This window comes from Spirosoma flavum (assembly GCF_042686045.1).
In the GTDB taxonomy this organism is placed as follows: domain Bacteria; phylum Bacteroidota; class Bacteroidia; order Cytophagales; family Spirosomataceae; genus Spirosoma; species Spirosoma flavum.
In genome coordinates, this window is sequence record NZ_JBHUOM010000023.1 from 860082 (window position 1) to 873255 (window position 13174).

The 13174-nt window shown below is 46.9% G+C and carries 8 protein-coding genes; 3 read left to right on the forward strand and 5 right to left on the reverse strand.

Features of this window, described 5'->3' with window-relative positions; all coding sequences use genetic code 11:
- Nucleotides 1–10 precede the first annotated feature (10 nt).
- The 3 genes from sufB to ACFS25_RS24320 all read left to right on the forward strand — a co-directional run bounded on the left by sufB (nt 11) and on the right by ACFS25_RS24320 (nt 4541).
- A complete protein-coding gene (gene sufB, locus ACFS25_RS24310; protein WP_381506205.1) occupies nt 11–1519 on the forward strand; it encodes a Fe-S cluster assembly protein SufB in 1509 nt (502 codons plus the stop codon).
- A 95-nt stretch (nt 1520–1614) separates the two neighbouring features.
- Nucleotides 1615–1797, forward strand: coding sequence for a hypothetical protein (locus ACFS25_RS24315; RefSeq protein WP_381506208.1), 183 nt, complete (start codon nt 1615–1617; stop codon nt 1795–1797).
- A 119-nt stretch (nt 1798–1916) separates the two neighbouring features.
- A complete protein-coding gene (locus tag ACFS25_RS24320) occupies nt 1917–4541 on the forward strand; it encodes a glycosyl hydrolase (RefSeq protein WP_381506210.1) in 2625 nt (874 codons plus the stop codon).
- Between the two features lie 157 nt (nt 4542–4698).
- Here ACFS25_RS24320 and ACFS25_RS24325 read toward each other — a convergent pair whose 3' ends face one another.
- From ACFS25_RS24325 to ACFS25_RS24345, 5 genes are all read right to left on the reverse strand, one after another.
- Nucleotides 4699–6795, reverse strand: coding sequence for a BatA domain-containing protein (locus ACFS25_RS24325; protein ID WP_381506212.1), 2097 nt, complete (start codon nt 6793–6795; stop codon nt 4699–4701).
- A 74-nt stretch (nt 6796–6869) separates the two neighbouring features.
- Complete coding sequence (locus ACFS25_RS24330; protein ID WP_381506214.1) at nt 6870–7571, reverse strand: metallophosphoesterase; 702 nt, start codon at nt 7569–7571, stop codon at nt 6870–6872.
- A gap of 86 nt (nt 7572–7657) precedes the next feature.
- A complete protein-coding gene (infB, locus tag ACFS25_RS24335) occupies nt 7658–11149 on the reverse strand; it encodes a translation initiation factor IF-2 (protein ID WP_381506217.1) in 3492 nt (1163 codons plus the stop codon).
- 143 nt (nt 11150–11292) lie between these two features.
- Nucleotides 11293–12537, reverse strand: coding sequence for a transcription termination factor NusA (gene nusA, locus ACFS25_RS24340; protein ID WP_381506220.1), 1245 nt, complete (start codon nt 12535–12537; stop codon nt 11293–11295).
- Nucleotides 12538–12623: 86 nt separating this feature from the next.
- The gene (locus tag ACFS25_RS24345; protein ID WP_381506223.1) at nt 12624–13136 is read right to left on the reverse strand and encodes a ribosome maturation factor RimP; all 513 of its coding nucleotides are present in this window, start codon (nt 13134–13136) and stop codon (nt 12624–12626) included.
- Nucleotides 13137–13174 lie beyond the last annotated feature (38 nt).

The following is a 13174-nucleotide window of genomic DNA, read 5'->3' on the forward strand; positions in this document are numbered from 1 at the left end:
AACCGAGACTATGAGCAAGGACGCGGATATTTTAGAAAGTATAACTAACGCTGAATATAAATATGGTTTCGAGACGTTAATCGAAGCCGATGAGGCTCCTGTGGGCCTTGATGAAAGCACGATTCGTTTCATTTCTGCCAAGAAAAATGAACCCGACTGGATGCTTGAAAACCGTCTGAAGGCGTTTCGGATGTGGCAGGAAATGACTGAACCTAAATGGCCGAATGTTAGCTATCCCAAAATAGACTATCAAGCTATTAAGTATTACTCAGCCCCAAAACAAAAGAAAACCGTTAACTCACTCGACGAAATCGACCCCGAACTGATTGACACATTTAATCGGCTTGGTATCTCGTTGAACGAACAAAAACGACTGACGGGCGTAGTCGATGCGACCGGACGGAGCGACGGATCGCTGGATTCCCCACAGGGAGAACGCCCACGGGTAGCCGTCGATGCTGTAATGGATTCTGTTTCGGTAGCGACTACCTTCAAAAAAGATCTTGCTGAACGCGGCATTATTTTCTGTTCTATTTCGGAAGCCGTCCATGAGCACCCGGAATTGGTGAAGAAATATATGGGTTCGGTTGTGCCAGCAAAAGACAACTATTTTTCGGCTCTGAACGCGGCTGTATTTACCGACGGTTCGTTCTGCTATATTCCAAAAGGCGTTCGCTGTCCAATGGAGCTATCGACCTATTTCCGCATCAACGCAGCCGGAACAGGTCAATTTGAGCGGACGCTTATTATTGCCGACGAAGGGTCGTACGTAAGTTACTTGGAAGGTTGTACGGCTCCCATGCGTGATGAAAATCAACTTCATGCGGCTGTGGTTGAACTGATTGCCATGGGTAACGCTGAGATCAAGTATTCGACGGTGCAAAACTGGTACCCCGGCGACAAAGAGGGCAAAGGCGGAATTTACAATTTTGTCACTAAACGCGGCATCTGCGACGGGCCGAACGCCAAAATATCGTGGACGCAGGTTGAAACAGGTTCAGCTATTACATGGAAGTATCCGTCAGTTATCCTGAAAGGAGATAACTCGGTTGGTGAATTTTACTCGGTAGCTGTCACCAATAATATGCAGCAGGCCGATACAGGCACCAAGATGATTCATATCGGCAAAAATACCAAGAGCCGGATTGTCTCGAAAGGTATTTCGGCGGGCAAGAGCCAGAACTCTTACCGGGGTTTGGTTCAGATAATGAAACGCGCCGAAAATGCCCGTAATCACTCGCAGTGTGACTCGCTCTTGCTGGGCGATAAATGTGGCGCACACACCTTCCCGTATCTGGAAGTGAGTAATCCTTCGGCTACGGTTGAACACGAGGCCACCACCTCAAAAATCGGTGAAGATCAGTTGTTTTACTGCAATCAGCGCGGCATCCCAACCGAGCAGGCTATAGCCCTTATTATCAACGGCTATGCCAAAGAGGTACTAAATCAATTGCCTATGGAATTTGCTGTGGAAGCACAAAAACTGCTGGCTATTAGTTTAGAAGGAAGCGTTGGTTGATTTGGTTGATTGACAATTTTATGTATATATTGAAGCCTTTACGGAAACGTAGAGGCTTTTTTGATAATCACGTACACCCTCTTTCTCTCAACCTGATGACTAAAGATGAACGTAAAGACTTGCTGAAGTTGAAGGCATTCTTCAAAAAAACGCTGATCTCTGTTGAGATTGACGTGGTTCCTACTGACCCGGAGACTTTAGAAAAAGATACGGAGTTCAGAGAGTTGATTATGAACAAGTTGCCCAGAAGTTCTGCCGTAGCATTACTCTTTAATTAGAGGACATTGCCGGAAGTCAGCAGGTTCTAATCAACATGAATACCCCAATTAAGTAGGTAAGTACAGTACGGAGGTTAGATCTGAGTTGCGTTCCTTTGCAACTTCTGACGGTGTCCTTTATGAAATACTCCTTTTTAATTGGTTTGTCGCTGATTCTGTGGTTGAGTCTTTTTCTATCTTCCTATGCACAGACCCAGCAAGCTGAAGGCAATTCAACCCGACCCTGGACCTACTGGTGGTGGATGGGGAGTGCAGTAACCGAACCGGATATTACTTACCAACTCGAACAGTTTGCACGGGCAGGGATAGGTGGCGTTCACATTATCCCGATTTATGGCGTCAAGGGCTACGAAAAACAGTTTATTCCATTCCTGACCGATCGCTGGCTGGCCGTATTCGCCCATACTGTCCGCGAAGGAAAACGGTTGGGCCTGGGTGTTGACCTCACGACCGGCACAGGCTGGCCTTTTGGTGGACCACACGTATCTCCCGATATGGCGGCTAAAGAATGGAAAATAAATAACGACAAGCTTACCTCCATACCCACTAAACAGCAGGTAAAACGGCCCGCACCGGGTGGGCAGGGACTGGTTATTGATTATTTTAGTAAACAGGCGGTTGAGCAGTATCTACAACAGTTCGATTCGACACTTATTCGCCTACCGGAGAAACCACGCGCCGTTTATAATGACTCCTATGAAGTATACGGCGCTAACTGGACGGACAATTTCCTGACCGAATTTCAAGTACGGCGGGGTTACGATCTCAATAACCAACTAGCCGCTTTTTTAGATACAACCCGAACAGAAACCAGCCTGCTCGTTCATCAGGATTACCACCAGACATTAGCTGAACTTCTTCGCGATGGATTCGCTAAAACCTGGTCGGATTGGGCGCATAAGGCAGGTTATCGAACGCGTAATCAGGCGCATGGATCGCCGGGCAACTTACTTGACCTCTACGCTCTGGCCGACATTCCCGAAACCGAATCCTTCGGCTCCAGCCGTTTTGCGATTCCGGGCCTGCGTGTTGACGCCAACTATGAAGTAGACCGCTTCGGTACGCCCAACCCACTGGCTATGAAATTTGCTTCATCGACGGCTCACTTAATGGGTAAACCGCTAGTCAGTTCCGAAACGGGCACCTGGTTGGCGAACCACTTTCAGGTATCGCTGTCGCAGATAAAGCCACAGGTCGATGAGCTATTTGCGTCGGGTATCAACCATATCTTTTATCACGGTATCCCCTATTCGCCACAGGCAGAAACCTGGCCTGGGTGGTTGTTTTATGCCTCGACCAACTACGGTCCAACCTCGCATTTCTGGCCGCATTTGCCCCTGCTTAATCACTATATCGAACGTTGCCAAGCACGTTTGCAAACTAGTAAACCTGATAACGATGTACTGGTTTATTTCCCAATTCATGATTTGTGGACTACACAGGCTAAATCAGCGGGCGGCATTCACCAGTTAGAAGTTCACCATGTAGAGCGATGGTTATTGCCTCAACCATTTGGGCAACTGTGTGAGCAGTTAAGTACACGCGGTTATTCTATCGATTATATCTCCGATGGATTGCTTAGCAGCCTAACTGCCAGTAAACAAGGGATACGAAGTATCAGCGGAGCAATCTACCAGGTGATTCTGGTACCGCGCACTACATACATACCTGAAACCTCGCTACGAGAGTTGGCGAAACTTGCTCGACAGGGCGCTAAGATTGTGTTTGACGGTCAGTTGCCACAACAGGCCGCGGGATTTTATAATCATAAAGCACGATCGGAGGAGGTACAACGTCTGGGGAAATCGCTTCAACAACTGCCCACCGTAACAGTCAGTAAGGGTGTTTTCGAGACAATGAATCGCTTAGGCATTCGGGTAGAACTCTGGGCTGCAGAAGGACTTTCATTTATCCGCAAAAGCCGGGGATACGGCCATCCGGGGTACGGCCATCCACAGCGCACCCTTTCGACAGACACTACGCAATACTTTATCACGAATCTCAGTAATCACTTTCACCAAAACTGGATTGCGCTTTCCGCGACGGGTCAGGTTAATCGGTATGACCCGCTAACAAATCAAAGCCAACCGCTGCCTATTCGAAAAGGTAGTAACGGGCAGAATGAGGTGTTTTTACAGATAGAGCCCGGTCAATCCTATTTTGTAAATGTGAGTCCGGGTAACCCCGTCTACGCAAACTCGGCTAGTCAAAAACGAATAGTCGATAACAGTACAGCAAAGTCTGTTACATTACGAAATCCCTGGCAAATTCAGTTTGTTACAGGTCGTCCGGCAATGACCCTATCCACAACGATTCCGGTACTTACCTCTTGGACAACTCTATCGGATTCGGCTGGTTATTTCTCTGGCAAAGCCCGTTACACTACTACGTTTGACTTGCCCACAGGCGCAAACGCGTCAGCCTACACGATTGACCTCGGAGACGTTCGGGAAGTAGCTGAAGTACGACTCAACGGTCAACCACTCGGTACCGCCTGGTGCATTCCCTTCCGGTTATCGATTCCGCCTAATCGCCTGAAACCAAGTGGAAATCAACTGGACATTGCCGTAAAGAATCTATCAGCCAATTACATGCGGCTTTACGACCGGCAGAATCCAGGGTGGAAGAAATTTTATGATATTAACATCGTAGACATTCGGTATAAACCTTTTGATGCCACTCATTGGGAAGCAATGCCCTCTGGTTTACTCGGCCCCGTAACGTTGACGCCGGTAGGCCAATAAGCAATTTTAGTATAAATCAGCCTTTACAGCGAATAAGTATAATATGCCTTCACCCCTACATTTTAGCTTTAATTATCTATTCTGGCTTGGCTGATTGTGCCAGTCCATTAGAGGAGATTGAGATCAGCATTTCAGACTGTAAGAAGTAAGTAACTGATTATCCTTTCATAAACCGCACAAGTCCTACTTCTAACAGCATAAACGCTAGAGCAGCTAACAAGAAATATTTCCACAAACTTTTGCCCAAATTTTCCTGCTCCAAAACCTGTACAAAATCACCGTCTTGAATACTGTCGAATACTTCTACATTCGGCTGATTCGAGAAAGCCTTGCGCAGCTCGTCGGCAGAATAAAAATTCATAGCCGATTCCTGATTGCCATGATTGAAGGCCAATAAACGTTCAGTTCGATCATTGAGCCGAAGTTCATAATAGCCCGCTTCAACTTCTTGACCGGCAGCTAGTTCGTTACTCTTGGGCATTTCTAGCAAAAGCTGATTTCCGACGATGCGCTGCACCGGAATAATTTCCAACTTGTCATGCTTTAGTTTATAAATCGCCCGCTCCGAGGGGTTACTCACAGGAATTGTTACCAAGTCATCATCGAAGGAGTAAGCTGTTCGCTGGGCCCGAACACTTTGGGCAGCTATTTTGTACATAACCGGAACAAACAAAGCATGTTCTGCCAAATTTCCGTATGCCGAAGCAAGCGGACTGGCTAGTAAATAAACGTTGCCTTGTGCCGTACCACCAATAACTTTTGACTGGGTTAGCAGTGGACTACCGTCGCGAAGGCTTAGCAAGCGCTCACCCGCACTCCATCGCCAAACAGGGGCAGCTGTGGGCATATTCAGCGGCTCTGATTGATAACTCTGCTGAAATACATCTCGAAAAAACGGATTACGCCGGTCAGGATCAGCAACGGGCAATTGCGTTGGCACACTCCCCGACGATGCAGTAACCTGCAAATTACCAATACCCAACGTCCGTAAGAAAGGACCATATGAATTACTATTCGGATTAGCTGGCGGAATAATAGCTAAACTCCCCCCCTGCTGAACAAATCGCTCCAGTTCAGTACGTAGTGTACCACTTATATCGGCTACGCCTTCCAGTACAACCAAATCCGTTTCTTTCAACTGACCAACATCAAAATTTTGGCTGCTGAAACTTCGCCGAACAAACAGACTATCATTTGCATAAACGGTGTTTATGTAGTCGGCTGTACGAGCTGTTGGAGCCGACTTTTGGTCGTATAAATGCAACACCCGAACCGCTGGTGACGCTTCAATAACGAAAAAATACTGATTGTCGAACGTAATAGGATAATCTTCAAAAACGATGCGCCCCCGATGGTATCCTTTGGAGGTTACATTGAAATTAAGCGAAACGGTTACCGAACCGTCTGGCCCTAGTGTAGCTGAGGCTGTTGATGTTTGTGTATCGTCTAGATATAACCGTACTGGAAGATTCTTTACGTTTTCCCGACCGGCATTATTTAACTTAACGTTCAGACTGTTATTCTGCATCTCTCGAATAAATGGCGTAGTGAGCCAAACAGAATCAACATATACATTTTTGGTTGCCTGGGCATCTAATGGCACAATAAATAGCCGGTTGGTTGTATCAATTTTTAGCCGAGATAAGTCACCAGCCGTACTTTTCTGAAAATCAGAAAACCAGAAAAGTTGATTATGTCCACCTGGATTGAGCGAACTGAGTAAATTTCGCTGCCGACGGTAAACCGTTTCGAGTGTACGGGGCGTATGGGCAAACCGGATTGATGTCACGCGGTCACGAACTGATTCGGCTGTTCCGGCCTGCTGTTCAGCCGCCGAAAAATCGTTAGTTAGTAGTTGAAGCGAAGTCGCATTGCGAAATAGTGTCAACAATTCATCCAACTTGCTGGTAGCAATGTCGAGGTAGCGTTTTGTGTTTCGTTCGTTCTGCATACTGAACGAATTATCGACATAGAGGCTCGTAACACCCTGCCTCGATAAACCCAGTTTATTTTTACTTGGGATAAACGGCTGGGCAAATGCCAGCACCAGAAACGCCAAAAACAAACAACGACAGGCCAGAATGAGCCAGTGCTTTAACCGTCGAAACGATTTAGTTTCGGTCTGAACCGTGCGTAATAAGGCTACATTGGTGAAAAATACTCGCCGTGTTCGTCGAAAATTAAACAGGTGAATAGCAATCGGAACCGATACGGCCAGCAGACCAAACAGAAAAGAAGGATAGAGAAAATTCATTCAGGGTATTTTCGGCAAGCAAGCTTTTTTTATTAACGACCAGGTATGGGCCTTTCGTTTCCTCAGTGCCTAAGTTAGTCAGGGATTATGACTTCATAAAATGCCGTTTTAGTTTGTAACACATCCGTATAAGTAATTGACCCGTTTTTGTCACCAACTGTTGTAAAGTCGTTAATAGGCGAATGCCCAACAACCTGTTGAAAACCAGACAGAAAATCGGTTCTGGTTTCTGAACGGTCAGCCCATACCGGCCCGCTAAACGCGTCATAGCCACCTCGTTTAGGACCGACGTCAAAAAGCAAATTCCGAAAGTGCACTACTTGATGAATCTCATTCAACAATCCAGCCAGATTGTAGTCCGGCGTGAAGTTAGGCGAGCTATTACCAATTTTTGCCTGAAAGTAGGCCAGCCATTTATTTGTCACTCCGGCATGTATGAACAGATAGTTTCCCTGCTGATACGCTATCTGGAAAAGATTATGGTGGTCGGTAAACAATAAACTTAAGTCAGGCTGCGCTGACGCACGGAATTTTGAACAGCGATAGTGAGGAAAATGTAGATATTGAGCATCATGATTACCAATGAGCAATACAAATTTAGTTGGCTGTTGCTGCTTGAGTTTAATGATATCGTATAGATTGTTATAAATTGTCGCATCATCAACAACGTTACTGTCGGTATAATCGCCGAGAAAAATGACAAGATCATAGTCATCAAAATTAGTTTCTTTCCAGACAGTTCGCCCGTGCAGATCGCTGATAGTGAGAATTCTCATAAGACTCTGTTCTAATTGATTAGACAGAAAAAGCCCCAACTGAATCGTTCAGTTGGGGCCAATTGTATATCGTAACTTAAAACGACTTATAATGTCCGCTTCACTTCTTTAAGTTCGAAGCTTTCGATTACATCACCCACTTCGATGTCATTGAAGTTTTTGATGCTCAAGCCACATTCGTAGCCAAACTTCACTTCACTGACATCTTCTTTGAAGCGTTTCAGCGCACTAATTTCGCCCGTGTGTACCACGATGAAATCCCGGATGATACGTATTTTGTTACTCCTCTTGATGTTGCCTTCTGTTACGTAGCAACCTGCTACAGTACCGATCTTACTGATTTTGAAGACATCACGTACTTCAATATTACCAACGATAACTTCCTCAACAGTCGGAGCTAACAGCCCTTCCATAGCATCTTTTACTTCGTTGATAGCATCGTAAATAATCGAGTAGAGACGTATTTCAATCTGTTCCTGTTCAGCTAGTTTCCGAGCACTTGCCGATGGCCGCACCTGGAATCCAACAATAACAGCATCTGAAGCTGACGCAAGTAGAACATCCGATTCGGAAATCTGTCCGACGGCTTTGTGAATTATATTCACCTGAACCTCTCCTGTCGAAAGTTGAAGGAGCGAATCCGACAACGCTTCTACCGAACCGTCTACGTCACCTTTCACAATCACATTTAATTCTTTGAACGTACCGATAGCTTTCCGGCGACCGATTTCTTCAAGCGTAATGTGTTTGCGGGTACGCAACGTTTGTTCACGTAATAGCTGCTCACGTTTGTTGGCAATTTCGCGGGCTTCGCGATCTGTCTCCATCACGTTAAACTTGTCGCCCGCTTGTGGAGCACCTGGCAAACCAAGAATCTGCACAGGTTGCGATGGTCCAGCTTCTTTAATGCGTTCGCCCCGGTCGTTAGTCATTGCCCGGATCCGGCCATAGTGCGCGCCAACCAGCATGATGTCACCCTGACGAAGCGTACCATTTTCAACCAGAACGGTTGAGATATAACCACGACCCTTATCAAGCGATGCTTCAATAACCGTACCTAATGCCCGACGAGTCGGGTTAGCTTTCAGTTCAAGCAGCTCAGCTTCTAATAGAACCTTTTCGAGTAGGTCATCAACGCCCAAACCAGATTTCGACGAAATTTCCTGTGCCTGATATTTACCACCCCATTCTTCAACGAGCATGTTCATAGCAGCCAGTTCAGCCCGAATTTTTTCGGTATCGGCACCTGGTTTGTCCACTTTCGAGAAAGCAAACACAATAGGTACACCAGCAACTTGTGCGTGGTTGATAGCCTCGCGGGTTTGCGGCATGATACTATCGTCAGCGGCAATCACGATAATAACCACGTCAGTTACTTTAGCACCCCGCGCCCGCATGGCCGTAAAGGCTTCGTGACCCGGTGTATCTAAGAACGTGATCATTCGATCATCGCTGGTTTTCACGCTATATGCACCAATGTGCTGCGTAATTCCCCCAGCTTCACCAGCCGCAACTTTCGCCCGGCGGATATAGTCAAGTAACGATGTTTTACCATGGTCAACGTGACCCATGATGGTCACAATTGGCGCACGTGGCTGTAAGTCGTCTGGTTCATCGGCTTCAACATCAATACTGGCTTCGGTTTCATCTTCAGCCGATATAAATTGTACGTCGTAACCAAATTCATCGGCAATAACCGTAATTGCTTCAGCGTCTAACCGTTGGTTGATCGACACGAACATACCCAGGTTCAAACAAACTGAGATAACTTCATTGATCGATACATCCATCAGCGAAGCCAAATCGTTGGCTGACACAAACTCTGTAACTTTCAGGATTTTCGCTTCTAGCTCCTCCTGTTCGTTCATCAAGCGACGATCATCCTCGCGCTGGCTACGGCGATCACGACGGCGATCAGCACCCCGATTGGGTGTGTTACCACGCATCCGGGCATTGGTCTGCTGAATAGATTTCTGAACATCGGCCTGCGTTGGTGCCTCACGGCGTCCAGTACCACCCCGATTTGCATTATTACCGGTACCACTTCGGTTAGGTGTATTGCCCGTACCACCTCGGTTAGCCGTGTTACCGGTACCACTTCGGTTGGGTGTATTTGCGTTTGTGTTTGTACCTGTATTAGCCTGACCACCTCGGTTAGCATTATTGCCACCCTGGTTCTGCCCGGTACCGGTACCACCAGTGCGATTAGCAGGTGTTGCTGTGCGGTCCCCTTGTCCCTGTGGACGGTTGCCATCGCGTGGTGTAGCGTCACGTTGACCAGCCACTTGAGGACGGTCACTCGGTGGACGATCGCCCTGAGTACGATTAGCTGGGCCACGGTCGCCTTCACGAGGAGCACGGTTACCAGCCGCCTGTCCTTGTCCCTGAGGTTGACCACCGGTTTGATTTGGCTGACCAGGATTGCTACCGCCTTCGCGGCCACCGCGAATTCGCTTGCGTTTCCCTTTCTTATCGGCATTGTTACCTCCACCTCCCTGACGCGGGTTATTTACAGGTAACTCAATTTTACCAAGAATCTTCAAACCACCCAGTTGGTGACTACCAGCTGCCCGAATAGTTTCGGTTACTACTGGTAGTATTGGCTCACTAGCTGGTTCAGAAGATACTGGTTTGACAGACTGAGGTTCTGGTTTAGCTGATTGGGGCTCCAGTTTTGGTTGGTTATCCGACCGTTGAGCTGGACGATTTACCTTTGGTCTCTCTTGGGCCATCGGCTTCGGAGCCTCGGCAGGGACCACCGGAGGAGCAGGCTGTTCAGCAACTATTTTCGGCGGAGCCTGAACAGGTTGTGAATCGGCTACAATCGGCTTTGGCGACTCCTTAGGCGTTGTATCCGCCTTAGCGACGTTCGCCTGTACGTCAGCATTAGAAACACTTGGCGTAGAAACGGGCGTTGTTGGAGCAGGTTTTGCTTCAACAGGCGGAGTTTGTACAGCTTTTGGTGTTTCTACAACAGGTTGTACTGCTACCGATACTGGAGCAGGTTGTACTATTGGTGGTTGTGGAGCAACGGGCTTTGGTATCTCTACCGCAGCCAATGGCATACGTTCTTCAGGTTGAGTTGGCGGTACCACAATCGGTTTCACCTCCTGCGGCACAGGTGCTTTCGCTTGCGGAGCTGGTTGTGACGGTGTGGGCCTTGCGTTCAGATCGATTTTACCCAATACTGTCAAGCCTGGCAAACCGGTCTGTGCGGTTTGTGGAGCTAATTTCGGCTCTATTGGAGCCGTTATGGGTAGATCAACCGGAGCTGACTCTGGTTTGTTTTCGACAGTTGGACGTCTCGCATCATCACGACGGTACAAAACGACATCCTCCTCCTGACGATGCGGTGGCTCGGCGGTTATAACCGGCGGTTCAGCCCGGCGAGTTCCGTTCAGGAGTTCCGTAGATTTATACTCCTTCGCTAACACCTCCAACTGTTCTGTGTTGATCTTGGTGTTAGGATTAATTTCAACCTTAAACCCTTTGGCAGACAGACTACTCGCAACAGAGGAAAGACCTTTGTTGAGAATTTTTGCCACTTGGCTCAGGCGCATTGACTTTTCTTCTGCCATACTTCCGTTTATATTCGGCAAATTTAATAGTTGTTGTATGGTATGAACACCAGTTCCAACAATAAAAATCCCTCAGCTTCAATAATGAAGCGTTTTACGTGTAAAATGACGAACATTTATTCGTCATTTTACACGCATTAACTTTATTCAAATTCCTGCTTCAGGATATTCAAAATCTCTTCAACTGTGTCTTCTTCCAAATCAGTCCGCCGAACAAGTTCTTCTTTGTTCAGAGCCAGCACACTTTTGGCGGTGTCCAGACCCACTTTACGAAGTTCCTCGATCATCCAATGGTCAATTTCGTCAGAAAACTCCATCAGATCAACGTCTTCATCATCTTCCTGACCTTCATTGTCGCGGAACACGTCTATTTCCATATCTACCAGCCGACCAGCCAGTTTAATATTCTGACCGCCTTTGCCAATGGCCAGTGACACTTGGTCTGGTTTCAGAAAAACCGATACGCGTTTTGTCTCGCGGTCGATTTGCATGGTACTGATTTTAGCCGGACTCAGCGCTCGGCTGATAAGCAATTCGAGGTTTTCGGTATAGTTGATAACGTCGATGTTCTCGTTACCAAGTTCACGTACGATACCATGAATCCGCGAGCCTTTCATACCTACGCAGGCACCAACCGGATCAATACGGTCATCATATGACTCAACAGCCACTTTCGCCCGCTCGCCCGGCTCCCGAACAATTTTGCGGATTGAAATCAGACCATCATAAATCTCCGGCACTTCAATTTCAAATAATCGCTCCAAGAACACGGGTGAGGTTCGAGACAGCACGATTTTGGGTGTGCCATTCAACATATCAACCCGGCTTATGACAGCTTTCACAGATTCGCCTTTTCGGTAACGATCTTTCGGAATCTGCTCTGTACGGGGCAGACTCAATTCATTGTTCTCGGTATCAACTAAAATGATTTCATGCTTCAGCAATTGATACACTTCGGCAGTAACCAAATCGCCAACCTGGTCTTTGTACTTCTGATAAAGGAGTTCTTTCTCCATGTCCTTTATCTTCTGGATGAGTGTCTGGCGAGCTGTTTGCACAACCCGACGACCAAAATCATCCAGCTTCACTTCTTCGGCAACCTGTTCGCCTACCTCAAAGTCGTCCTGAATTTTATGGGCTTCGGCAAGGGGAATTTTATCATAATCCCAAATATCTTCCGAATTATCGTCTACAATCTCGCGCGTCCGCCACATTTCCAGATCACCACTTTCGGCGTTGATAATTACGTCGAAATTTTCGTCGGTACCGTATTTTTTACGAATCATCGTCCGGAAGACTTCTTCCAGAATAGCGATCATGGTAGGCCGGTCTATGTTTTTCGACCGGGCAAAATCAGCAAACGATTCTATTAATAGTCCACTGGTCATTTTAGTGTCTAAGTCTGCAAGGCATAATCATAAGGCGTAAAAGGTAAAATTTACTTACTCTTTTTTACGTCGTACACAATATGCCTTTAATTAAATGATACTTCTACTTGCGCCTTTTTTATCTGTTCGAACAAAATTGGCGTGGGGCCAACTGGTGGAACATTAATAGACAAATCAGCTTCCTTTTTCTTTTTACTCTTCGATTGCTTTTCGGCTTCCACATCCAGCACGATATGATCGTCGGCTACAGAGTCCAGTTGGCCTTTTCGAGTGTTGCCGTCAGTGAGTGTAACAATCAACTGCCGACCCACATTTCGAACAAACTGACGCGGAAACGTCAACGGATAATCGACACCGGGTGATGAAATTTCGAGTGTAAATGGCGAATCGCCAAAAAAATTCATTTCATCCATCTGTCCTCCCAGCCTACGGCTGATATCGGCGCAATCGTCAATCCTAATACCGGTATCGCTATCCAATAAAATCGTGACCTTCAGGCGGCCTCCTTGCCTACCAGCTACCTGAATATCAACGATATAGAACTTATCGTCAATCAGGTACGGCTGTAGTAATTCGGTAATTTTCGCTTTGTCGTCCATAAGGTAAGGCTAACAAAAAAGGGAGTGCGACTCCCTTT

Excerpts from the sequence above, each read along its gene's own strand:
- ACFS25_RS24320 (WP_381506210.1), top strand. The coding sequence starts at position 1,917 with ATGAAATACTCCTTTTTAATTGGTTTGTCGCTGATTCTGTGGTTGAGT.
- ACFS25_RS24330 (WP_381506214.1), bottom strand. The coding sequence starts at position 7,571 with ATGAGAATTCTCACTATCAGCGATCTGCACGGGCGAACTGTCTGGAAA.
- ACFS25_RS24315 (WP_381506208.1), top strand. The coding sequence starts at position 1,615 with ATGACTAAAGATGAACGTAAAGACTTGCTGAAGTTGAAGGCATTCTTC.
- infB (WP_381506217.1), bottom strand. The coding sequence starts at position 11,149 with ATGGCAGAAGAAAAGTCAATGCGCCTGAGCCAAGTGGCAAAAATTCTC.
- ACFS25_RS24325 (WP_381506212.1), bottom strand. The coding sequence starts at position 6,795 with ATGAATTTTCTCTATCCTTCTTTTCTGTTTGGTCTGCTGGCCGTATCG.
- nusA (WP_381506220.1), bottom strand. The coding sequence starts at position 12,537 with ATGACCAGTGGACTATTAATAGAATCGTTTGCTGATTTTGCCCGGTCG.
- ACFS25_RS24345 (WP_381506223.1), bottom strand. The coding sequence starts at position 13,136 with ATGGACGACAAAGCGAAAATTACCGAATTACTACAGCCGTACCTGATT.
- sufB (WP_381506205.1), top strand. The coding sequence starts at position 11 with ATGAGCAAGGACGCGGATATTTTAGAAAGTATAACTAACGCTGAATAT.